The organism is Nostoc sp. DedQUE02 (assembly GCF_034531035.1).
Lineage (GTDB): Bacteria > Cyanobacteriota > Cyanobacteriia > Cyanobacteriales > Nostocaceae > Nostoc.
Map to the genome: position 1 here is coordinate 1 of NZ_JAVRBY020000003.1, position 22,048 is coordinate 22,048.

21 protein-coding genes, 1 tRNA gene and 1 riboswitch are annotated in these 22,048 nt (G+C 42.4%); of the genes, 12 read left to right on the forward strand and 10 right to left on the reverse strand.

Going from position 1 to position 22,048, the window contains the following annotated elements:
- Positions 1 to 216: 216 nt before the first annotated feature.
- On the reverse strand, positions 217 to 513 hold the full coding sequence (locus RMX98_RS04025; protein ID WP_322678515.1) for a hypothetical protein: 297 nt from the start codon (positions 511 to 513) through the stop codon (positions 217 to 219).
- 312 nt (positions 514 to 825) lie between these two features.
- Positions 826 to 2,172 carry a voltage-gated chloride channel family protein gene (locus tag RMX98_RS04030; RefSeq protein ID WP_322678516.1) on the reverse strand — a complete coding sequence of 449 codons (1,347 nt, stop codon included), beginning with the start codon at positions 2,170 to 2,172 and terminating at the stop codon, positions 826 to 828.
- Positions 2,173 to 2,267: 95 nt separating this feature from the next.
- Positions 2,268 to 2,351: riboswitch (Fluoride riboswitch) on the reverse strand.
- Positions 2,352 to 2,951: 600 nt separating this feature from the next.
- On the opposite strand from RMX98_RS04030, the gene RMX98_RS04035 reads away from it, so the two are divergent.
- Complete coding sequence (locus tag RMX98_RS04035) at positions 2,952 to 3,821, forward strand: zinc metalloprotease HtpX (RefSeq protein WP_322678517.1); 870 nt, start codon at positions 2,952 to 2,954, stop codon at positions 3,819 to 3,821.
- Between the two features lie 109 nt (positions 3,822 to 3,930).
- Positions 3,931 to 4,356 (forward strand): hypothetical protein, encoded by a 426-nt coding sequence (locus tag RMX98_RS04040; RefSeq protein ID WP_322678518.1) that lies wholly within the window; start codon positions 3,931 to 3,933, stop codon positions 4,354 to 4,356.
- A 79-nt stretch (positions 4,357 to 4,435) separates the two neighbouring features.
- Here RMX98_RS04040 and RMX98_RS04045 read toward each other — a convergent pair whose 3' ends face one another.
- Positions 4,436 to 6,502 carry a pentapeptide repeat-containing protein gene (locus RMX98_RS04045; RefSeq protein ID WP_409880796.1) on the reverse strand — a complete coding sequence of 689 codons (2,067 nt, stop codon included), beginning with the start codon at positions 6,500 to 6,502 and terminating at the stop codon, positions 4,436 to 4,438.
- 267 nt (positions 6,503 to 6,769) lie between these two features.
- On the opposite strand from RMX98_RS04045, the gene RMX98_RS04050 reads away from it, so the two are divergent.
- The 4 genes from RMX98_RS04050 (at position 6,770) to aspS (ending at position 9,574) form a co-directional block, all read left to right on the forward strand.
- Complete coding sequence (locus RMX98_RS04050) at positions 6,770 to 7,093, forward strand: hypothetical protein (RefSeq protein ID WP_409880794.1); 324 nt, start codon at positions 6,770 to 6,772, stop codon at positions 7,091 to 7,093.
- Positions 7,094 to 7,184: 91 nt separating this feature from the next.
- Positions 7,185 to 7,400 (forward strand): type II toxin-antitoxin system HicB family antitoxin, encoded by a 216-nt coding sequence (locus tag RMX98_RS04055; protein WP_322675716.1) that lies wholly within the window; start codon positions 7,185 to 7,187, stop codon positions 7,398 to 7,400.
- A 32-nt stretch (positions 7,401 to 7,432) separates the two neighbouring features.
- A complete protein-coding gene (locus RMX98_RS04060) occupies positions 7,433 to 7,621 on the forward strand; it encodes a type II toxin-antitoxin system HicA family toxin (protein ID WP_322675718.1) in 189 nt (62 codons plus the stop codon).
- Between the two features lie 165 nt (positions 7,622 to 7,786).
- Complete coding sequence (gene aspS, locus RMX98_RS04065) at positions 7,787 to 9,574, forward strand: aspartate--tRNA ligase (protein ID WP_322675715.1); 1,788 nt, start codon at positions 7,787 to 7,789, stop codon at positions 9,572 to 9,574.
- Between the two features lie 200 nt (positions 9,575 to 9,774).
- On the opposite strand, the gene RMX98_RS04070 is transcribed toward aspS, so the two are convergent.
- From RMX98_RS04070 to RMX98_RS04090, 5 genes are all read right to left on the reverse strand, one after another.
- A complete protein-coding gene (locus tag RMX98_RS04070) occupies positions 9,775 to 10,083 on the reverse strand; it encodes a KGK domain-containing protein (protein WP_322675714.1) in 309 nt (102 codons plus the stop codon).
- Positions 10,084 to 10,464: 381 nt separating this feature from the next.
- Entirely contained in the window at positions 10,465 to 11,538 is a 1,074-nt protein-coding gene (ccsB, locus tag RMX98_RS04075; protein ID WP_322675713.1) for a c-type cytochrome biogenesis protein CcsB, read from the reverse strand.
- A gap of 218 nt (positions 11,539 to 11,756) precedes the next feature.
- The gene (locus tag RMX98_RS04080; RefSeq protein WP_322675712.1) at positions 11,757 to 13,532 is read right to left on the reverse strand and encodes a DUF3352 domain-containing protein; all 1,776 of its coding nucleotides are present in this window, start codon (positions 13,530 to 13,532) and stop codon (positions 11,757 to 11,759) included.
- A gap of 1,100 nt (positions 13,533 to 14,632) precedes the next feature.
- On the reverse strand, positions 14,633 to 15,253 hold the full coding sequence (locus RMX98_RS04085) for a chorismate lyase (RefSeq protein ID WP_322675711.1): 621 nt from the start codon (positions 15,251 to 15,253) through the stop codon (positions 14,633 to 14,635).
- A gap of 331 nt (positions 15,254 to 15,584) precedes the next feature.
- Positions 15,585 to 15,667: transfer RNA gene (locus tag RMX98_RS04090), tRNA-Leu, on the reverse strand.
- 130 nt (positions 15,668 to 15,797) lie between these two features.
- Here RMX98_RS04090 and RMX98_RS04095 point away from each other — a divergent pair.
- Positions 15,798 to 16,019 (forward strand): hypothetical protein, encoded by a 222-nt coding sequence (locus RMX98_RS04095; RefSeq protein ID WP_322675710.1) that lies wholly within the window; start codon positions 15,798 to 15,800, stop codon positions 16,017 to 16,019.
- Between the two features lie 70 nt (positions 16,020 to 16,089).
- Positions 16,090 to 17,433 (forward strand): acetyl-CoA carboxylase biotin carboxylase subunit, encoded by a 1,344-nt coding sequence (gene accC / locus RMX98_RS04100; RefSeq protein ID WP_322675709.1) that lies wholly within the window; start codon positions 16,090 to 16,092, stop codon positions 17,431 to 17,433.
- A 159-nt stretch (positions 17,434 to 17,592) separates the two neighbouring features.
- Here accC and RMX98_RS04105 read toward each other — a convergent pair whose 3' ends face one another.
- Complete coding sequence (locus RMX98_RS04105) at positions 17,593 to 17,886, reverse strand: YggT family protein (protein WP_322675708.1); 294 nt, start codon at positions 17,884 to 17,886, stop codon at positions 17,593 to 17,595.
- A 375-nt stretch (positions 17,887 to 18,261) separates the two neighbouring features.
- Here RMX98_RS04105 and psbX point away from each other — a divergent pair, with 375 nt between their 5' ends.
- The 4 genes from psbX (at position 18,262) to RMX98_RS04125 (ending at position 20,747) form a co-directional block, all read left to right on the forward strand.
- Positions 18,262 to 18,381: a photosystem II reaction center X protein gene (psbX, locus tag RMX98_RS04110; protein WP_013189728.1), complete on the forward strand. Its 120-nt coding sequence runs from the start codon at positions 18,262 to 18,264 to the stop codon at positions 18,379 to 18,381.
- A 247-nt stretch (positions 18,382 to 18,628) separates the two neighbouring features.
- Complete coding sequence (locus tag RMX98_RS04115; protein WP_322675707.1) at positions 18,629 to 19,549, forward strand: Ycf66 family protein; 921 nt, start codon at positions 18,629 to 18,631, stop codon at positions 19,547 to 19,549.
- Between the two features lie 47 nt (positions 19,550 to 19,596).
- Positions 19,597 to 20,157 carry a hypothetical protein gene (locus tag RMX98_RS04120; RefSeq protein ID WP_322675706.1) on the forward strand — a complete coding sequence of 187 codons (561 nt, stop codon included), beginning with the start codon at positions 19,597 to 19,599 and terminating at the stop codon, positions 20,155 to 20,157.
- Positions 20,158 to 20,222: 65 nt separating this feature from the next.
- Positions 20,223 to 20,747, forward strand: a complete 525-nt coding sequence (locus RMX98_RS04125; RefSeq protein ID WP_322675705.1) for a Tol biopolymer transporter periplasmic protein — start codon at positions 20,223 to 20,225, stop codon at positions 20,745 to 20,747.
- Between the two features lie 84 nt (positions 20,748 to 20,831).
- On the opposite strand, the gene RMX98_RS04130 is transcribed toward RMX98_RS04125, so the two are convergent.
- Positions 20,832 to 21,839, reverse strand: a complete 1,008-nt coding sequence (locus RMX98_RS04130) for a succinate dehydrogenase/fumarate reductase iron-sulfur subunit (protein ID WP_322675704.1) — start codon at positions 21,837 to 21,839, stop codon at positions 20,832 to 20,834.
- Positions 21,840 to 22,048: the final 209 nt, after the last annotated feature.

The following is a 22,048-nucleotide window of genomic DNA, read 5'->3' on the forward strand; positions in this document are numbered from 1 at the left end:
CCTATGGGTCAGCCACTTTATATAGTACATAAATACTATAAAATAGCGATCACGCTGTGCCAGTTGCGTAAGTCCTGGAGTTGTTTGCTTCAAACTCCAACTGCCTAAACTGTTAGATAAAAAACAAAACTGCTGCCGCAGTACTGCTGTGGATACCAGTATCGTATACTATAGCTTTGAATTAACTTATCCACAATTTTGGTATGGGCGATCGCATCACGTCGTGCTTGCAAAATTAGAATTTTGGGTATGTTTGGCAGAATTAGTTTCTGGCTCTGAATACATAGCAAATAACTCATTAAAAGCCTCTTCCCCATTAATCTCTCCACTACTAACAAATCGTTCTACTTCAACCGAACCATCTTCAAAAAATTCCACTTCCCATCGTTCCCCAGCCACCGCCACATTCACCATAATAGTTTCATCTCGATGATGGGCTAAGGTGTAACTAATTCTCTCTTGTTCCAATTGATTTAGAAAAGTAACTAGTTTGCCAAATCCATGATTCTTCATTTGTCAAACCTCTTATCACTTAATAACTTGCGAACAACTTTAAAACCCGGTTTATTTACCTCTGCTCCCGCTTCAATCTCCTCCCATAACATTTCACAAAACTCATCCCAACTGGGCGATTCTTCCGGGAGTGGAGCCTGTTTTATACTACCCTTCTTGTACTTTAGTATTTCAGACACCTTTTGCCCAGCAAATTTGTGTACGATTTTCCCCTCTCCTTTTGATTGAGCAGCTACTTGATTTTATAAAATAGTGATGCCTACGGCGGTAAACTACGCACTTTCTCAATTATCCATTAATTGTATCCATAAATTACTCCTGAGAATTACTTCCTTTTTCTTCTTTATCATCAGGTAAATCAATTTTCGGTTGCCCATAATTAGCCAAAGTCATCCCTTCTTCTAAATATACAGCAGAGTATTTACTCAACCCAATACGCTGTGCAGAATAAATTCCAGAATGACCTGAAAATAAATAGCTCACTACACAGCCAATACCAATAAATATCCCCGATTCCAGACCAAATAGTTCAATTCCCATTAAGGTGGATGCCAATGGTGTATTTGCTGCACCCGCAAACACACCCACAAATCCCATTCCTGCTAACAGTGGTGCAGGTAATGCTAAAAGTAACGATAAAGCATTACCTAAAGTTGCACCAATAAAAAATAAAGGCGTAACTTCTCCTCCTTTAAAACCTGCTCCTAAAGTTAAAGCAGTCAGACCCAATTTTGCTGCAAAATCCCAAGGAGGTAGCTGAGTGAAAAAAGAATCAACAATAGTAGGGATACCAAGCCCAATGTATTTAGTTGTACCACTTAACCCAACAATTACTGTTATCATCGCACCGCCGATAAAAGGACGTAATGGAGGATAAGATATCTTACTTTTAAATAAGTGACTAATTTGGTGAGTTACTTTAGCAAAGAATCTCGCGACAATTCCAAAAATTGCACCTGCAATAATCGCAGCAATCAATCCCCAAATTGTGAGCGTCGGTATAAAGGGAGCGTGTCGGTATGCTGTATGATGTAAACCCAATAGTAAGGTGACTTGATTCCCAACGATCGCAGCAATTAAAGAAGAAAAAAGAGCGTCGTAATGAATTTTACCAATTGCTAAAACTTCTAGACCAAATACGGTTCCAGCTAAGGGAGTACCAAAAACTGAAGCAAATCCTCCACTGATACCCGCCGTTAACAAAATTCGCCGATTAGCCCCTTGGAAATGTAATATTTTAGTTAGCTGATCGGCTAAAGAAGCACCCATTTGTAATGCTGTACCTTCACGACCGGCTGAACCACCAAATAAATGCGTCAGGTCTGTTCCTAATAAAACAAGAGGAGTCATACGGAAGGGAATAACCTTTTTAGGGTTATGAATTTCTTCTAGTAAAAGGTTATTTCCAGCTTCTACAGTCCGACCGAATTGATGATATATCCAACCACTCAAGAAGCCACCAAGAGGAAGCAAGGCGATAATCCAGCGATGGGATTCTCGCCAATCTGTTGCCCATTCTAATGAAGCTAAAAGAGCCGCAGAAGCCGTTCCAGCAAGAATGCCAACTACAACAGAAATAGGCAACCACTTAATTAGATGTGGTAATGCAATAAACGGTTCAAATTGACGAAACTGTTTCATGAATACACTAGCGAACATTCCATGACTCCTTGAAGTGCGATTTGTAGACAGATGCTTTCTACAGGGGAGTCAGGTGATGTCTTTAACCAAGCCCTACTCCCCCGCAGTCAGCGAAGAAAGTAGGAGCCATCAGCCTTTCAGTGATGACTTTCAGTCCTGAAAAGGCGGTTTTGGCGAGCTCCATCGCCATTGATTATAGAATACCATTTTTGCTTTTAATGGAAATTAATATTTGTTTTGTTGATTGATTAACAATACAGATGCGATCGCGATTTGTTTAAAGCCCAAAAATACTCACAAGCAACCGAAGCTTTAAAGGCGTGTGAATTAGATTTTCAGCTATTTACCGAACAAGTGTATGAAGCACAAGAGATATACTCAGAATCTCTATAAGACTCATATTTGATTTCTGAAAAAAATTCGGTATACTTTAATCTTCTGAAATCCTCTTGCCTATTGCCTATCTACGCAAATAATTTCAGTAATCAAACCAGATTCCTATATAAATAACTGAATCTTAACTAATGGCGTAGGCATTGCACTTAATAATTTCTGCCTATTTAAAAAATTATTTCTATAGATAGATGCATTTTTTAATATCTGTATAAATTAGCTCCTTAATATGATACATATCAAAAACAACTAAATTAGTATTCTTAAAAGTTAAGTGGGAAAACCGTACTTCTCTGATAGGTTTTCTCTACCATATATCTAAATTGAGCTAGATAAAATCAAAATGTAGCTGAAGTAATGCTGTTTTCTCAAACATTTACACAGCATTAAGAGGAGAGCAAAATATGACAAATCAATTGAAAACGGCTGCTTTACTTGCTGCGCTAAGTGGTCTTTTGATTGCAATTAGTTACTGGGTAATTGGCGGTTCTAGTGGTTTGATTATCGGGATTGGCTTGGCAGCAGTCACAAACCTATTTTCTTGGTATCAGTCAGATAAGATTGCGCTAGCAGTATACCAAGCACAGCCTGTGAGTGAAAGGGAAGCACCAGGACTTTATCGGATGGTTCAGAGATTGAGCGATCGCGCCAATATTCCCATGCCTAAAGTTTATATCGTTCCAAGCCAGGGTGCTAACGCTTTCGCAACAGGGCGCGATCCAGAACACGCTGCTGTGGCTGTCACCGAAGGTATTCTAAATATATTGCCAGATGATGAACTCGAAGGCGTTATTGCTCACGAGCTGACTCATATTATTAATCGTGACACCCTCACACAAGCTGTTGCTGCTACTGTTGCCGGTGCTATCTCATTTCTAGCCCAAATGGTTAGTTACAGCCTATGGTTTAGCGGTGGTTCACGAGATGACAACAGAGGTGGAAATCCTTTAGGAGTTTTATTAACAGTTATACTTGCGCCAGTAGCTGCGACAATCATTCAGTTAGCTATTTCGCGCACACGAGAATTCTCTGCTGATGCAGGTTCTGCGAGATTAACTGGTAATCCTCGTGCTTTAGCTAGGGCATTGCAACGTTTAGAAGCCTCAGCAAAGCAGATGCCTTTAAATGCTAATCCAGCTTATGAGCCGTTATTAATTATCAATTCTATTTCTGGACAATTTTTGGGTAACTTGTTCTCTAGTCACCCTGCTACAGAAATGCGAGTTGCAGCATTGCTGAAATTAGAGCAACAACTGCCAACAAAAGTTTATTAATTTGTCATTAGTCATTAGTCATTTGGAAAATTTACCATGACTCATGACTAATAGTACAGGGTGCAATTCTGATTCGAGAGTAGGCTTTGCAGTTAAGGAAATTTTAACTATGAATGCTAACAAGATCGAACCGATTGAAACCACAGTAATTGAATCAACCGAATCCATAGTAATTGTAGAAATCAGTTCTGAAACTGATAAATTAGTAGAAAGCGAAATGGTTGGTGAAACCGATGAGGTGAAGCGCGAAACCAAAGCGTTGATTGAGGCGCTAAAAAGACGCGCTGTTGAAGCTGATTCAGCAGGTAATATCACTCGTGAAACATATTTGAAAGCTGTGCATCAAGCACGGGAATTAATTGAGGGAAGGAAAGTGATAGAACGCGATCGCTTACAGGACTCTTGGGCGATAATTCAAAATGAAGCCGAGAGAAACTGGCATTTATTGATGAAAGACGTAGTAGACTTTAGCTTTCGTTTACAAAAGGCGGCTATTGCTGCCTGGGAAACCTTCAATAACCCCTATTCTCGTTAAACAGGGGAAGAGTGCGATCGCAACTAAATGTAGGGGCGCACAGATGTACGCCCCTACCATGATTGGAATTGAAAGCAAATCACCCTAAACCCAAAAAATTTGAAATCAACGGCAACAGATTGCTGCACTGTTCAACCAACTTTGTGGCACTGGGTAAACTAGAAATTGTCCCTTTTAAAATCTTAATAGCCGTTTTCGCCGCCTTTTGCATTGCCCCTTCTTGAGGACTTTTCCCCGCTTCTGCTAAGGCTTTCACTTGTTCTAATGCCTCAGCTTTATCTTCTTGCGGTAAGTTTGTATCAGCCTCAATTGCTGCTTGCAATTGCGTCAACAGTTCCTTAATTCCTGGTTTATCTGGTTCGGGAGATGCTGGTAACTCGTTTATGGTATTTGTTACCGTACCGCTAATATCGCCCAAATTTAAAGCTTGTCCACTGGCATTAAAGTCTCTGCCAACACTGCCAATTTCAATTTTGCGGCTGGCATCATTGCTGTTAGTCATATTTTTATTCTCAACTTTATTGTCAACTTGAACATTTATAGGTTTATTTGCTAATAATTTTACAATCTCTGCCATCTCTCCGCTTTGTTGGCGATAAACGACTATTTGCTCATCTTTAGCCTGTAATTGTGCTTTATATTTTTCTTCTACAGCTTGCAATGCCAGTTGATAATTTTGTGTAAAATCACTATGAATCTTTTCTTTATCAGCACCATCTGGCACACCAACTTTAACGACTACTACCCCATCGCCTTTATTTTCAATACTCTGTAGGGCTAATTCTGTGTCTTCATTTTGATTTTGCACATTTTGAAAGGCATTAACAAAAGCCTTCCAATCAATGCCATTACGGAAAATCAAATCAACAGTATTTAAAACCTCTTCAAATAACTTAGAAAATTCACCTGGTTGAAATTCCCCACTACTGGGACGGCGTTCGCGGTCATCGGTTTTAGGCTTGGGGTGTTCTAAAAGATAAATAAAGCGACAATCAACATTATTGAACTGAGTTGTACTTTCAATATTCCACGCTTCTACACAAGCACCTGTCATGTGGGCGCTATTGAAATCAGTGCCTACAGCTTGAGCTAGAGTTAAATTTGCCCACTCTAAACAAGCTCCTTGAAAGGTTGCTTCAGTAATATTAGCATCTCTGAGATTTGCCTCTTTTAAATCTGCACCTATGAGGTTAGCGCCTTTAAGGTTAGCACCAAGATATGATTTATTTCTACCATTGCAGCTTACGAGCAAATTGAGAACAGTAAGGTTAATTAGTATAGTGTTGTTTACTCTGGCAAAGTCGAGTTTTTTGACTTCATAAAAACGAGTGCGTGTGAGGTTGGCATTTCTGAAATCTGTATTTCTAAGAATTGCACCTGTAAAGTCAACATCAGTTAAATCAGCACTACGAAAACTAGTTCCACCTGTAGCAGCAAAGGCAATAGCAAATGAGCGAACCCAAGCTTCTTTTTCATTTCCAGCTAGACTACGCCAGCCAATGTAAGCACTAAATAATGTAAAGGCTACGGCGAAGGCTAGGGCGAAGGCTCCGGCTCCGGCGAAGGCTCCGGCGAAGACGAAGACTAGGGCGAAGGCTACGGCGAAGGCTACGGCGAAGGCTACGGCGAAGGCTCCGGCGAAGGCTCCGGCGAAGGCTACGGCGAAGGCGAAGGCTCCGACGAAGGCGAAGGCTCCGACGAAGGCTCCGGCTATGGCTAAGCCTTCGGCGAAGGCTTCGGCGAAGGTTCCGGCGAAGGCTCCGGCGAAGGCTCCGGCGAAGGCTCCTAAACCTGCTGTTAAACCCTTACGAATGGTAATAATACAAAAAATTAGCAGAAAAATTAGGGTGACTATTCCTGCTATGAAGTTTTGAGTATTATCAAGTTTAAAAATATATGCTACCAATATACCAAGCAAGATTGAGAAAAATCCTGATAGTCCCGACAGCAGCAATGATACTGTGAGCAACCCAATTGTCCAACGTCGCTGTAATCCGGCTTTAGCACCTGTGAAGTCAGCATCTTTAAGAATCGCGTTGGTAAAGTTTGCTCCTCTAATATCCGCCTTGCTAAAGTTAGCTCCAGTCAAGTTTTGACCTTTAAAAGAGCGACCTCGGAGATTTTGACCGGAGTAGTCTGGCGGCATAATCACTAATTCGTAATTCGTAATACTTCGGCTCCTTTCGACTTCGCTCAAGGCAAGTCGCTCAGTACAAGTTCGTAGTTAAGAAAGTTAGATTAAATTTGGGTTTGGGGGTTTGAATTTGGTGACGTATTTTTGAGAACTGGTATCACTGAGATTTTATACAACTTTGCTGTGTAATATTCCCGATTTGGTGAAATTTTCATCAATATTACTCATAAGGAGTCCACATACTTAAAACTTTCATCTCGCATTCCAGGAACTTGCAGTATGTGCAACGTTATTGCAACTATAGCGGTCTATCTCATAACAGGAGCAGCTTCACAACTTACGGGAGCGACTTCACAACTTACGGGAGCAGCTTCACAACTTACGGGAGCAGCTTCAGAACTTATGGGAGCAACTTCACAACTTACGGGAGTAGCTTCAGAACTTATGGGAGCAACTTCACAACTTACGGGAGCAGCTTCAGAACTTATGGGAGCAGCTTCACAACTTATGGGAGCAACTTCACAACTTACGGGAGCGGTCTACCTTACAATATTACTCACTAAGATTTTCACCTTCCTGTTGCTTCCTGCCTATATCAGCTAAAGTGACTTGATTAGCATAAATTTTTGTTTTGGCGATCGCAGCTACTCAACTACTTTAAAATTAGATTACCCCACCAAAAAAGAACCTCCAGATGACCAGAGAATTTAACGTCATTATAGAACGCGACTCTGAGGGTTATTTTGTTGCCTCCGTGCCTAGTTTAGCTGGATGTCACACCCAAGCCAAATCTCTAGACGAACTGATAGAGCGGATTAAAGAAGCTATTGAACTTTGTTTAGAGGTTGAACAAGAAAACACCGAAGCATTAGAGTTTATCGGTGTGCAAAGGGTTTCTATTCAAGTATGAGTAAACTACCGAGTTTGACTGCGTGAGAAGTAATAACAGCGTTAAAAAAAGCAGGTTTTGAGGTAGCAAGAATCCGAGGGAGTCACCATTTTGTGATACACAGTGATGGCCGTCGAACTGTTGTTCCAGTCCATTCTGGTGAAACAATTGGTTCTGGTTTGTTAGCGCAGATACTCCGTGACTGTGAGATCAGCCGTGATGAATTCCGGGAACTATTGTAAAAATAGGTAAAACTTACCCTTCCTCTCTCATGGACTCCTTTATATAGTGTGAGATTATTTCATTTTTTCTTCAACCAGAACTACTACAATTACTATTGATGCTAGATAATGGGAAAGCTTTGACATTTTCTTCCCAATCTAGCCCGGAAACAATAATTAAGACTTATGCGAACTCACTATTGCGGCGAACTCCGAAAAGAACATATTGGAGAAACTGTTACCTTTTACGGATGGGTAGACCGTCGCCGCGATCACGGTGGTGTGATATTTTTAGATTTACGCGATCGCTCTGGAATAGTCCAAATCGTCAGCGATCCGCAACGCACCCCAGATTCTTACGAGCAGGCGAACGCCCTGCGAAATGAATATGTTGTTGAAATCACTGGTAGAGTAACGCAACGTCCTGAAGAATCGTTGAATACCCGCATCCCAACAGGCGAGGTAGAAATCTACGCCGATAAAATTCAACTCCTCAATGCTGTCCGCAAACAGTTACCTTTCCAAGTTTCCGTAGCTGACACCGAGACAGTGCGAGAAGACTTGCGGCTGAAATATCGTTATTTGGATTTGCGACGCGAACGCATGGCGCAAAATTTGCAACTGCGTCATCAAATTGTCAAAGCCATGCGTCGTTATCTGGAAGATTTGGAAGGTTTTATCGAAGTCGAAACCCCGATACTTACCCGTTCTACTCCAGAAGGAGCGCGGGATTATATTTTACCCAGTCGCGTTAATCCAGGTGAGTGGTATGCTTTGCCCCAATCACCCCAGTTATTTAAACAATTACTGATGGTATCCGGCTTAGATAGATATTATCAGATTGCCCGTTGCTTTCGTGATGAAGATTTACGCGCTGACAGACAACCGGAATTTACCCAATTGGACATGGAAATGAGCTTCATGTCCCAAGAAGAAATTATTGAACTAAATGAGAACTTAGTTTGCCATATCTTCAAAACCGTTAAAGGTATTGAGTTACAGCGCCCTTTCCCCCGCCTCACTTACGCTGAGGGAATGGAACGCTACGGTAGTGATAAACCAGATACCCGCTATGGTTTGGAATTAGTTGATGTCTCAGATATTGTCAAAGACTCTGGTTTCAAAGTCTTTCGGGACACTGTTACCAATGGTGGTATCGTCAAAATCTTGCCCATTCCCAACGGTAACGATGTAATTTCTAATGTCCGCATTAAACCAGGCGGCGACTTATTTAAAGAAGCCAGCGAAGCCGGTGCTAAAGGTTTAGCTTATATCCGCGTCAGGGATGATGGCGAAATAGACACCATTGGCGCAATAAAAGACAACTTAAGCGAAGAACAAAAACAAGAAATTTTACGCCGTACAGGTGCAAAAGCTGGACATTTGCTGTTGTTTGGGGCAGGGGAAGCTGCTACAGTTAATAAAACATTAGATAGATTACGGCAAGCGATCGCTAGAGAATTTAACTTAATCGATCCAGAAAAAATCAACTTGCTGTGGATTACAGACTTCCCGATGTTCGAGTGGAATGCTGACGAAAAACGTTTAGAAGCACTACACCACCCGTTTACAGCACCACATCCTGATGATTTGAGCGACTTAAAAACTGCACGCGCCCAAGCTTATGACTTGGTACTCAATGGCGTAGAAGTGGGCGGTGGAAGTCTGCGGATTTATCAGCGAGAAATTCAACAGCAAGTCTTTGAAGCGATCGGTTTATCTCCTGAAGAAGCACAAAGTAAATTTGGCTTTCTCTTAGAAGCATTTGAATATGGTACACCACCGCATGGTGGCATTGCCTACGGTTTAGATCGTTTGGTAATGTTGCTAGCTGGAGAAGAATCTATACGAGATGTCATTGCTTTTCCGAAGACACAGCAAGCGCGTTGTTTGTTAACAGATGCGCCTTCGAGTGTAGATGCTAAACAGTTGAAAGAATTACACGTTGCTTCAACTTATAAACCAAAGTCTTAGTCAACTAGAAAATAGTTTAAGTAGGGTGGGCATTGCCCACCAATTACTTGAATTGAGAAAGCAAAGATAAAGAATAATATTTATAGTGTCATCTCGGTTGCAAGAAGAAACCAAATCGATTACTTGCAATACAGTTTACACCGTCGGCTAATAGAGAGGCACTAAGGTTCTCATACTTTAGTGCGCTTGCTCATTGGATATTAGTTTTCCACTTGTTTGAGTCTTTGAAAAATTTCATCAAGTGGTGACTCAGATTCATCAGGACAAAATTCTAAAGCAAGTCTAACTTTTCCTTTTTTCCATCCCTGAGTACTAAATTGCAAAACTTCACAATTTAATCCTTGAGTATACAAATTTACTTCATCAGCGTCTTCTGCTCCAATATATTCCTTAATCGCTGTAATCAAATCACGGACTTTAAAAGTTTTAGCAATATTTAACTTATTAAAAGTGTCTGGTTCTATAGACACAACTTCATCATGATTTAGTCTCTCGAATCCATCTTCCATAAAAATCTCCTGTCACTAAATCTATATTTTCTAGAGATATAATGGTTCGTCCGAAATAAAATGATGATTTTATAGATTTAGTGCTGCTCAAAAAAAATCGGCGGGAATCCCATCCCTTTAAGGAGTGTCCGGGATAGCTGACCTGCCGATTTAGTCATTAGCAGTAATGACTTCGATTTCTCTATGACTTTTTATGAAAACGAGCAAAGTGAGATTTTCGTAGCCTGGGATGAGTTAAATAGAAATTCAGTAATAATTTTTGTCTCGTCCGTTTTCAGTTGAGTCTAATACAAGACTTAAACCCCAGCCCCTTCCCGATAAAAGAGAAGGGGGGTAAGATTTCATTCCTCTCTTCTTTTAGGGCAGAAGAATAGAAGTGAATTAAAAAAACCAACCGTAAGAATGCAAACCTTTACCCAAAAGATTCACACCAAGATAGCAAACCCAAACAACAAGCAAGCCTGTAGCGGCTAAAATTGCCGGACGCCTTCCTTGCCAACCGTGAGTAATTCTGGCGTGAAGGTAGGCAGCGAACACTAACCAGGTAATTAATGCCCAAGTTTCTTTAGGATCCCAACTCCAATAGGAACCCCAGGCTTCGTTAGCCCAAACGCCACCGGCGATAATGCCAATTGTCAATAAGGGAAAACCTAGCCCGATGATCCGATAGCTGATGTTGTCGAGAGTTTCGGCAAGGCTAAGGCGCTGGGGTGAAAGGCGTTCCGAATTTTGGATTTCGGATTTCGGATTTTGGATTGGGGTTGTTGTAACTAAACCCAAAACAGCAGTGTTTCCATTGCCGTTGCCGTTGCTACTACTTTCAAAACGAGCAAAACCGTTATTTTCGACAGGGGGAGCTGATGGTTGAGAAATCAGTTCGCCGGCTTTGTGCAAGCGGTAGCCGTTGCTGCGATAGCCACCAGTACCAACAGAACTACCTTGTAGTTGGATATTTTGACCGCGAGTGACAATTAAGAAAGCGATCGCTAATAACGAACCCACCATCAAAGCAGAATAACTCAACATCATAACGCTGACATGCATCATCAGCCAATTTGACTTCAAGGCAGGTACTAAGGGTTCTGACGCTTGCATCTGGGATGGTAGTGTCATAGTAGCAAAAGCTGCGATCGCCATTGCCACCGGTGCTGTTGCAACTCCTACTAAGCGGCTACGACTACTATTTTCGGCAATCAGATGGACGGCAGTAATTCCCCAAGTTAAGAAAAATAGAGACTCATAGAGATTACTCAAGGGAAAGTAACCAGCTTCGATCCATCGTGCCCCTAGTAAAGTAGCTATACACAAATTTGCGATCGCCATCCCAGCTGTCCCCAAAGCGGCTAGATAAGGCAAATTCGGAAAAGCCGCTCCTCCCCAATACACCAGCATTGTCAGGAATAATATGGCAAAGGAGGCATTGTCCAGCCAATTCTGGAGTACAACCAGATTCATACAGTGTTCTCTCCGTGAATGATTTAAAATATCGATTCGACTGTTCTGATCCTATATGTTTAAAGGGTCATGAGACAGGGGAAATGGGAATTGGGGATTGGGAATTGGGGAAGGTGGGGCCCCCTCTGGGGATAAGGGATTAGCGAAAATAAGTATGTGGATTCATATCCCAACCAATCTTAAAAGAATTTCTTCCCCAGTACCCAGTACCCAGTCTTCTATCTAACAGAGTTACTCTTATTGCTTTCTGGACTAGGCAAAGTAGTCGCGTTAGTAACTTTTTTGAGTGCGATAAAAATGTCGTAGCGGTTACTGCGACTATCACTGACGGCAGATGTCATCCCAATTGAGCGCGTTGCATCTAGCAAAGTTTGTTGATTGGGAATTAGAGTTGGTAAAGGGAAATTTTTCACTGTTCGTTCCACATCCAAGAAAAATTGACCATTTGTTGGATTTGGTTCTGTAGGAACTGTTTGTTGGAAAGGGATTGTGCTGGCTAGTGTGTTGTTGGGTTTGGGAACAATTTTATCCGCGATCGGAGCGCCCACTATCAGGAAGGCGACATCTCCATCTAACCAGCCGTGGGTGGCGGTTAACGTGCCATAGGGTGATACCCAGTTAACAACGGGTTGATTTGCAACTTTCCCCGGTTGAACTTGGAACTGGTATTGATCTCTCATCACGTCATCTAGCTGTTTTAACGATGTTTCAGCTGATTTGCGTAGGCTTTGCCCGCCGTAGGCATCGCTTGCCTGTACCATAAACAACAAACCCGCCCGAAAATCATCTGGTGAACCTGCTTTTGAAGTACTAGGAATCACTGATAAGGAAAATTCACCTTTCATCCAACTGAGTAAATCCTTCTCTAAATCGAGATCGGTAAGCGATTTTATACCACCTCTGATCTGATCTGGTGCGATCGGCGATAAAGGATTTCCCTGAGATGTTAAAACATAGTCTCCCCACAATCGCTGTAAGTTACCCCCCGAAAGCATCATTAAAGTTTCTGCTGGTACGCGGCTTTGCATTTTCCCAGCTTTATTTTCCACCGCCAGCACTCTTTGACTATTAGGGTTTAGCCAAGAAACGCCCTTAAAGCGGATTCCTTCTGACTCTAAAGTAATTGTCCCCGCTAAACCTTGGTTATTTTGCAGTTGAGCTAAAACTTGAGCAGGTAAAGGGCGGTTTGGCGAAGCTGCGGCTATTTTGGCTGCCGTTGGTACATTTACATAAAACTGAGCAAAAGGTTGGTAATTGGCAATTTTCGGAAAATTCTCAGCAAAGCCGCCTGTTGTCGCTAGAGATGTTTTATTTTTGTAGGCATCGATCGCTCGTTCTGTAGCTTTGGGGCTATCAGTTATGACTAAAAAACGCCCATCTAATAGTGCAGCTGAGAAATTTTCCCCTGCTTGTCCCTGACTTTGTTTGATAGCGATCCCTTGATAAATACGGTCAATCCATTTACCTTGTTTAAGGGTTTTGGGTTGTGCCAAAATGTTTTTGGCGATTTCTGGATTTTTCACTGGCAAAACCATTACCATCGACTGCTGATCGCTAGCAGCATCTTCATTATTATTAGTGGTAACTGGTTTGGGTGCAGGTTTACTCCCGATTGCTGGGGCCAGAATTGCGATCGTCACATCATTCCCCACCCAAGGAGCGACATCTTTCTGGAAGTCGTAACCATTACTAGTCAAAAAGCGATCGCGTAACTGGACTAAATTCTTGTCCAATTCTGCTTGGGTTTCTCTTGTCCCAAACTGCCGCAATTTTTGCCACTGCTGGGGATCTGTTGTTAAAGAAACCGCAAACAGGGCATCACCAGGAATAATATTTGCACCTACTAGCAAATCGCTAGAAGATAGTTGTCTCTGAGCTAACAGCCAGTATGCTGCACTCCCCGCACCAATCAATAAACCAGCAGCCGAAAGCGTCAGCACCAGAGACGGTTTCTTATTTTTCTTCATCCGAACAGACACAAGAGGTAGTGCCATTGAAACCTATACCTCATACTTGCAAACTCATTACTTGCTTGATTGGTTAAGTTAACCAAAAAGTTTTTCCTTATCTAGTAGTCCACCAAGTTCACTTGGCGGGGTAAAGGGTAAGGGGGAAGGTGGGGCCCCCTTTGGGGATAAGGGGCAGGGGGAAAGGTTTTAAATCCCTTACCCTTTCCCCTTTCCCCTTTTCCCAGCCCTCACCCACCAAAGAAACTTTGCAGGGTTTATGGTAACAAAATCAAATTCATTTCCCCACCTGCTTCCCCTTCTGTTCTTTCCTTCTTCCTGCTTCCTTCTTCCTTCGCGTACTTCGCGTCTTCGTGGTTCGTTCCCTTACCCTTCTTTTCTTCGTTTAACAGATTACTAAAGCAGTTAACTGCATAAATTTCTCTATCCTAAACATTGATCATATTTCCGTAATCAACCTTCCCAAACGTTTCAAAAGCAGCATTTTCGTGGTTAGTTACCTTTTTTAACACGCTTTATTGAATTTCGCAGGACACTTCCTTTAAACGGTTGCCTTTATCGGCAAGTCTTTGCAAGTTCACATCCCTCATTTCAAGCACTTCGAGGATATAACTAACTTAGGCATTGCTGCAAGTCATCAGCAACCCAAACTACCTTCCATTTACAGAGTTTTCATCTGTTGTATTGACTTTATCTAACCAAGATCAATTCCGTGTCCAGGATTTTATATTGATTACCAATCTTCCAAGCCAGATATCTTGTTCAATTATCATTCTGAGGAATTGGCATCAAAATGATACAAAATAGATGTGATTTATGCTGAAAAGCAACTGGTAATTTTTCGAAAAATCAAAAATAAATTAAATAATGTAGACAGTGCCTAACTCACAACAATAGTGTTATTGAGATTGGTACAAGATTTTCATGCTCTGCGGCGCACTGCAAAGGATGAAAAACTTTTAAACAATACTATAAAAAAGCTCAGTACAACTAGGAAGCTTGCCTATTGCCTATTGCCTATTGCCTATTGCCTATTGCCTATTCCCTATTCCCTATTCCCTATTCCCTATTCCCTAACAAAAGCCAATCAGTTCAAAACTCAAAGCGAATTTTTATATGCCTCAGCATTAATTAACAGCATCCAACTGCATAGGCCCCAGATATTTGGTTAAATAAGGCGAAAAAACTTCATAAATTAATGTCAGTGGTTGTCCATGATGCCAAAACAAATAGTGGCGACCCCAAAAAGGCCCAGTTACACCAAAACCAGACTCCAGTGCCGATGAGTCACCGTAGTATATTCCTCGCACATCCCGATACAACTCTGTGCGAAGACGAGCTAAACTTGCCCAAATTGGTAATGAACGGTTTTGCAAATACTCATCTACATGACTGGCTTCCCACCACGAAGTAGCATACGCTAATCGCTGACCAGAAGCGGTACGTAGCCACACTTGTCGCCGTAGTCGCGGCCCTGGGACAGCTTGGATTAACTCAGGAGCAGCATCCCAATCCATGCCAATCAATGACATATCAATAACATCTACTTCTATAGGCTCACCTGTAAGCAATTCTAAGTGACGTGTTGGAGAGCCGTCACCCAAAAGCATTAGCTGCCAAGTCGGTGCTAGCTGAGTGTGAGGTAAACTTTGTTTAATTATTTCCTCCCCTCCTTGCCAAATCGGAGTGAGGCGATGCCAAGCTGGTGGCAGTGCTAGATTATTTGTCGGCCTAAAAGTAATAGTCAATGCTTTATTACAAAACTTCACCTATCTCTATAAAAGCATAAAAGATTAGTACTTTGGCAAGGTAACTTTGTTGGCTGACGGGTAGAGAAAAGTTTTTTCATTTTGTCAAATTTTATAGTGTCTAGTAAACACTAAAGTGCTTCAGACAAGAACTAAATTCCTCTCTTTGAGACGATAGATGTCGCTTGCTTCCCTAAAAGGACAGACTACAAACTTATTTACCAATCTAAAGTTGCCTTCAAGATGTATTAAAGATAGGTTCAAATTTAAGGGTCAATAATCTAAGGTTTTTTGACCTTGACTATTGACCCTATAACTAGACAAGCTAAAATGCGGATGGCGAGACTCGAACTCGCAAGGGCATTGCCCACACGCACCTCAAGCGTGCGCGTATACCAATTCCGCCACATCCGCATGGTTTGTCTAAAGATAGACTATAGCATAAGAAAATAATTATAGTAAGGTGATATCTAAATTCAGTTGCTCAAAAAGATAAATTTTCTCAAGGCGGTATCAGGCTGACAGAAATCTAGCAGCTGCACAAGTGATATTAAAAGGGTTAGAGCTACTGTATTCGGCGGGGTGCGATCGCGTCAGCGATGTCTACGACGAACTATTGCGCGTCGCAAAACCCCAGCTTGGTAGTCTAGCCAAGACTTACAGCAGCAATGTTGTTAGTGTAGTAAAACCCGTAGAGGCAGCAAGCCTGCAATCTTGCATTTGCTTAGAATCAGGGTGGCGAATCTCCTGCGATAATTTGAAATAATGCGGAAGCGTTGTTTCAAGTTGGATCAGAGAAAATGTCAATCTACTGGTAATGATATCGAAACTAAAAAATGAAGTTTGACAAAATATTAATTGCCAATCGGGGAGAAATCGCCCTTCGCATTCTCCGGGCCTGTGAAGAAATGGGGATTGCGACAGTTGCAGTTCACTCCACCGTTGACCGTAATGCTCTCCACGTCCAACTTGCTGATGAAGCGGTTTGCATTGGCGAACCTGCTAGCAGTAAAAGTTATTTGAATATTCCCAACATCATTGCTGCTGCACTGACGCGCAATGCTACTGCCATTCATCCAGGCTATGGCTTTTTGGCAGAAAATGCTCGGTTTGCGGAAATCTGTGCCGACCATCATATTGCTTTTATCGGCCCAACCCCAGAAGCTATGAGACGAATGGGAGATAAATCCACTGCCAAAGAAACTATGCAAAAAGCTGGAGTACCAACAGTACCAGGTACTGAGGGATTGGTAGAATCTGAGCAAGAAGGATTAGGATTCGCCAAGGATATCGGCTATCCAGTGATGATTAAAGCCACAGCAGGTGGCGGTGGACGGGGTATGCGCCTAGTTCGTTCTGAAGACGAATTTGTTAAACTTTTTCTCGCTGCTCAAGGCGAAGCAGGAGCAGCTTTTGGCAATTCTGGCGTTTACATAGAAAAATTTATTGAACGTCCTCGCCACATCGAATTTCAAATTTTGGCGGATAACTACGGTAATGTTATCCACTTAGGTGAACGGGATTGCTCAATTCAACGCCGAAATCAAAAGCTACTAGAAGAAGCACCAAGTCCGGCTCTCGACCAAGACTTGCGTGAGAAAATGGGACAAGCTGCTGTCAAAGCTGCCCAATTCATTAATTACAGTGGGGCGGGTACTATCGAGTTTCTCTTGGATAGATCCGGTAAATTCTACTTTATGGAAATGAACACCCGGATTCAAGTAGAACATCCTGTAACAGAGATGATTACTGGGATAGACTTAGTTGCTGAACAAATCCGCATAGCCCAAGGGGAAAGACTCAAGCTTACCCAAGAGCAAGTAGTATTACGAGGTCATTCGATCGAATGCCGGATCAACGCCGAAGACCCCGATCATGACTTTCGCCCCTCTCCTGGACGGATAAGTGGCTATCTGCCCCCTGGAGGCCCTGGTGTTCGCATTGATTCCCACGTTTACACAGATTACCAAATCCCGCCTTACTACGATTCTTTGATCGGCAAGTTAATTGTTTGGGCCCCAGACCGACCCACTGCTATTAACCGGATGAAACGCGCACTCCGGGAATGTGCCATCACTGGACTACCTACCACCATCGGGTTTCATCAAAAAATTATGGAAACTCCACAGTTTTTGCAGGGTAATGTCTATACAAATTTCGTGCAGGAAATGAACGGTTAAAAGAGTAGGGAGCAGGGGGAAGCAACAAGAGAGGGGAAAAGGTTAAAGGGTAAAGGATGAAGAAATCAACCCTTTCCCCCTTACCCTTTACCCTTTACCCTTCTTACCCATGCCCAATACTTCGACTACGCTCAGTACAAGTGCCCGATGCCCAATAGACTAATTCACACGAGATAGCATAGTCAGCAATCCTTGTTGACCTAGTAAGATTTCTCGTAGCAGGCTGAAGATGCCAACCCAAATAATAGGTGTAATGTCTACCCCGCCTATAGGTTGTACTAGTTTTCGCAACGGGATTAAAAATGGTTCAGTGGGCCAAGCTATTAAATTAAAGGGCAAACGATTCAAATCCACTTGCGGATACCAAGTGAGAATGATCCGAAATATAAAGAAGAATGTCATCAGCCCTAATGCAGGACCAAGAATCCAAGCAGTCAGATCAACACCAGTCATCGGTTTCAGCTACTATCTATCTGTAAACAAAGAAAAATTAGGCAACGGCAAGCTCTTCAGGTTCACGTAGCGTAGCTCGCACTTCGGCTCCTTTCGGCTCCCTTCGGCTGCGCTCAGGGCAAGTCGCTCAGTGACCGTCATAGACATCGCCAGAAATTTTTAAGCTTTGTAAAGGCCTCTGATCATCATTTTAACCAAATGCTGTCACTTCTTTCTGAAATAGAAAAGCAAACTCGCTCATCTAACCAATGAAGCGATTAACTTCACAAATGGTGAAAGCAGTTACCAAGTTTAGCAGTTCAGATTTAGAGGCTTCTCAAGAAAGTAATACACTATTAAAATTAAAATGAAGTGTGTAAAAAAAGGTTGAGAAGTATGACGCCTTCTTTAGCAAATTTTCTTTGGAGTTTGGTTTGGGGTACTGCAATTGTGGTAATACCCGCTACAGTTGGTCTAATTTTCATTAGCCAAAAAGATAAAATACAGCGTTCATAATGCTTATGAGAGTCAATTTGACTCTCATAATTGATTGTCTGTCTGCTATCTACATTAATTGCACCAAAAGCAGCATTTTCTGCGCTTAGTGGCAGTTGTAGATGACAGAAGTATTGTTTTTACTTTTCGCTAAATAGCTTCAGAGCTTCTTTGCTAGAGGCTTTGAAGCTTCAATATATCGTGACTAATTACAGTAGTGATTTTAATGGTGACTCGCTAACATAGATTTGATATTGGGAAAACAGCAATGATAAATTTTGGGCTGAACTCAGCCAGTTTTCTGGCTCAGGTAAATTTTGGGGCAAATTCAGCCAGTATTCTAGGAATTTTCCTGGCTGTGGCTGGGGCAGCACTGTATTTTCTCCGTACTGTGCGCCCAGAATTGTCACGAGATCAAGATATCTTTTTTGCGGCAGTCGGCTTACTGTGCGGCTTCATTCTCGTCTTTCAAGGATGGCGGCTAGACCCGATTCTACAATTTGGTCAATTGCTTTTAGTTGGCACAACTGTATTTTTTGCGGTTGAAAGTATTCGTCTGCGGAGTATAGCTACCCAGCAAGCTAAACGCAACACTCCAATTGTGGACGATGAGCGAGAGGTAAGCGGAAACTATTCAATGAACCGCAATCGCAAGAGGTATGGAGCTGAGATGGAGGCAGACTTAGATCCACTGCCTTATGAAGACGAAGAAGAACGCCCCGTGCGTCCCCGGATTCGGGGTAGCAGGGATGAGATTTCAACTCGTGATGACTACTACGAGGATCAACCCCCCCGTCGTTCAGAACGCCGTAACAGCACCAGTAGCGAAAGACAGCCTCCAGCAGATAGAACGCGCCGGCGGACTTCTGGGCGTTCTGTAAATCGCCCTTCGGAAAACTTAGAAGAAGAAAATTGGGGTTCTTCATCTAGGCAAGTTGATGATTGGGAAAATTCGGATAGAGAAGTTAGAAAACCTTCTCGCCGCAGTAATAACGGAACTGGGCGTCCCGAAAGTCGTGAAGATGATGTTTCTCCTAGACCGAGAAGGCGTCGTCCGCCCACGGACTCAACTCCTCGAAGACCGCGCGAAGATGATGATGCGATTCCAACTGATTATGTGCCATACAACCCGATTGAAAGGGCAAATGAGGAGTCAGATAATTCGACCGATTTTGATGACGATGTTTAAAACAGTTGATGTGGAAGTAGATTTAGAGGCGACGGAAAACGGTTGAGGTGGAAAAATTTACGCCTACATTTTGGCTCCAAAGACCAATTTATTGGAGCCTGGTTTTTGGTTTAACAAGTTTGCTTGTATCTTGTGGTTCTAACAATATTCCCATAGGGCCTACTTCTCTTAACAGTCGTTACACCGAGGAGCAACCTGCTTTGAGTGGAAATGGGCGCTTTTTAGCGTTTGTATCTAATCGAAATGGTAATCAGCAGCTACTAGTATACGATTTGGAAAGACAGCTGTTTATTAGCACACCGGGGATAAACCGACAGGAGACAATTGCCGAAAGTCCAAGTTTGAGCTACACAGGGCGTTATATTTCTTATCTTACTAGTGACCAAGGTAGACCAGTGGTGGCGCTTTACGATCGCGCTACGCAACAGTCGCAAATCGTCACACCAATTTATCGCGGCTGGGTGAGAAAACCAAATATTAGCCCAGATGGACGTTATGTTGTCTTTGAAACCGCTACCCGTGGTCAGTGGGATATTGAAGTCCTAGACCGGGGGCCAAATATTGAGTTAGATATTCCTAACGGTGCAACCGTAGGTTCACCTCCGTAGAAGAGAGGGAGCAGGAGCAGGGAGATGAGGGAGAATAATTAATGCCCATGCCCGATGCCCAATATATGAAACGTGTTTTTTTTATACCTGTATTTTTCTGTTTAAGTTTATTAACTGGATGTTTTGGCTACCCTCGCCTTTTGAGTTATCCCTTTGATCCGGGGGGTCGGAGTCTCAATAGTTTAGCGTCGGAATTAAACCCCCAGATTTCTGGGAGATACATTGTTTTTATTACTGACCGACGCGGTAGCCAAGATGTTTATATGTTTGATACGGTAACTCGTGATTTAGTTGATTTGCCAGGTTTAAATTCCTTTGATGCGATCGCAAATCATCCCAGTGTTTCACAGGATGGTCGTTATATTGTGTTTGCGGCTAGTCGTCAGGGGCGATCGGCTATTTTTCTCTACGACCGAGAAACACGCCAATCACGGAATTTGACCAATAACCTGCAAGCGGAAGTCCGCAACCCTACAATTAGCGCTGATGGTAGCAGGATTGCTTTTGAATCTAGTAACAACGGGCAGTGGGATATTTTAGTATATGACCGCTATGGACAGCCATTGAATATACCTCAAGAGCCACGTTGAAGAATGGGAACTGGGGAAAGAAAATAATAATTCCCCCATGCCCTATTGCCTATTGCCTATTGCCTATTGCCTATTGCCTATTGCCTATTTCCTATTCCCTTCCACTTGTTGCACAGATTCAATGAGCGATCGCACTTGTTCTGTCCCTTCTGAAGCTTCAAATGATAGGGGAAACTTACCCCGAAGAATCATCCGCAAACCGAGGGGTGCAAGACTGAGTAATCCTCTTAAATCTCGAAAATAATTACCGACAACTTGTAAACCAAATTGACGTTCATCAATCCAACCACCTTCTTTAACTAAATCTACCAATACTTTCCGGTGACGAATTGAGCGACTATTGCTGACTTCTTTGTGGGTAAGAATTTCTTGTTTAATTTTAGTGATTTGTTCTAATGGTGCAACTTCCATTGGACAAACTGAATCGCAGTATAAACAACGGGTACAACCCCACACACCTTTAGTTCCTTCGTTGTAGCTTGCTAAACGATTTTCGGTGTCGCTATCGCGAGAGTCTGCTACCATCCGGTAAGCTTTGGCAAGGGCATGAGGGCCAACAAAATTTGGATCGACTTCACGAGCGTTGCATTCAGAATAACAAGCACCGCACATAATACAGTTACCAGTTTGATCCAGGCGCGATCGCTCTTGTGGTGTTTGCAAAAACTCTCTTTCTGGTACTTGTCGTGCTGCCGTACTCACATAAGGGGCAACTGCCTCTAGATTATTCCAGAAGCTGCTCATATCTACAACCAAATCTTTAATCACGGGCATATTGCCAAGAGGTGCGATCGTGATTTCAGGAATATCATTTACTTTAGTTGGGGATGATGGTATTTGTTGTAATCTGGCAAGTTCACTGCCAACATTTTCCTTACAAGCTAAAGCCGAACGCCCATTTATTCGCATTGCACAGCTACCACAAATGGTATTGCGGCAATTTTTACGAAATGCCAAAGTTCCATCCTGCTCCCATTTAATATGATTGAGGCAATCCAAGATTGTATTACCTGGTTCTGCCTCTATAAAGTAGGTTTGCACAACAGGCGAGGAATTTTGTTGCTGTCGAATGACCTTAAAAATAACTTCCATAACCACTAACCAAAATTTTAAAATTGCTTCACCAGCCTCAAAAATCATGAATCAAGGCAGGTAGCTGCGAAAAATGAGCTATACCTTTTTTGCCCTTAATTCAAACTCTAGTGTTAATAGGCTGACGATTAAAGGGCAACTGATTCTAGTTTAAGGATAACCATTAAAATTTTACTTGTAGCAGCCCTGTAGGCAAGATTTTTGTCAAA

What these genes read in the sequence shown, in the direction of transcription:
- RMX98_RS04030 (WP_322678516.1), bottom strand. Translation starts at nt 2,172, where the DNA reads ATGTTCGCTAGTGTATTCATGAAACAGTTTCGTCAATTTGAACCGTTT.
- RMX98_RS04025 (WP_322678515.1), bottom strand. Translation starts at nt 513, where the DNA reads ATGAAGAATCATGGATTTGGCAAACTAGTTACTTTTCTAAATCAATTG.
- RMX98_RS04055 (WP_322675716.1), top strand. Translation starts at nt 7,185, where the DNA reads ATGACCAGAGAATTTAACGTCATTATAGAACGCGACTCTGAGGGTTAT.
- RMX98_RS04080 (WP_322675712.1), bottom strand. Translation starts at nt 13,532, where the DNA reads ATGGCACTACCTCTTGTGTCTGTTCGGATGAAGAAAAATAAGAAACCG.
- aspS (WP_322675715.1), top strand. Translation starts at nt 7,787, where the DNA reads ATGCGAACTCACTATTGCGGCGAACTCCGAAAAGAACATATTGGAGAA.
- RMX98_RS04115 (WP_322675707.1), top strand. Translation starts at nt 18,629, where the DNA reads ATGATAAATTTTGGGCTGAACTCAGCCAGTTTTCTGGCTCAGGTAAAT.
- RMX98_RS04125 (WP_322675705.1), top strand. Translation starts at nt 20,223, where the DNA reads ATGAAACGTGTTTTTTTTATACCTGTATTTTTCTGTTTAAGTTTATTA.
- RMX98_RS04050 (WP_409880794.1), top strand. Translation starts at nt 6,770, where the DNA reads ATGTGCAACGTTATTGCAACTATAGCGGTCTATCTCATAACAGGAGCA.
- RMX98_RS04045 (WP_409880796.1), bottom strand. Translation starts at nt 6,502, where the DNA reads ATGCCGCCAGACTACTCCGGTCAAAATCTCCGAGGTCGCTCTTTTAAA.
- RMX98_RS04070 (WP_322675714.1), bottom strand. Translation starts at nt 10,083, where the DNA reads ATGGAAGATGGATTCGAGAGACTAAATCATGATGAAGTTGTGTCTATA.
- RMX98_RS04130 (WP_322675704.1), bottom strand. Translation starts at nt 21,839, where the DNA reads ATGGAAGTTATTTTTAAGGTCATTCGACAGCAACAAAATTCCTCGCCT.
- accC (WP_322675709.1), top strand. Translation starts at nt 16,090, where the DNA reads ATGAAGTTTGACAAAATATTAATTGCCAATCGGGGAGAAATCGCCCTT.
- RMX98_RS04035 (WP_322678517.1), top strand. Translation starts at nt 2,952, where the DNA reads ATGACAAATCAATTGAAAACGGCTGCTTTACTTGCTGCGCTAAGTGGT.
- RMX98_RS04040 (WP_322678518.1), top strand. Translation starts at nt 3,931, where the DNA reads ATGAATGCTAACAAGATCGAACCGATTGAAACCACAGTAATTGAATCA.
- RMX98_RS04105 (WP_322675708.1), bottom strand. Translation starts at nt 17,886, where the DNA reads ATGACTGGTGTTGATCTGACTGCTTGGATTCTTGGTCCTGCATTAGGG.
- psbX (WP_013189728.1), top strand. Translation starts at nt 18,262, where the DNA reads ATGACGCCTTCTTTAGCAAATTTTCTTTGGAGTTTGGTTTGGGGTACT.
- ccsB (WP_322675713.1), bottom strand. Translation starts at nt 11,538, where the DNA reads ATGAATCTGGTTGTACTCCAGAATTGGCTGGACAATGCCTCCTTTGCC.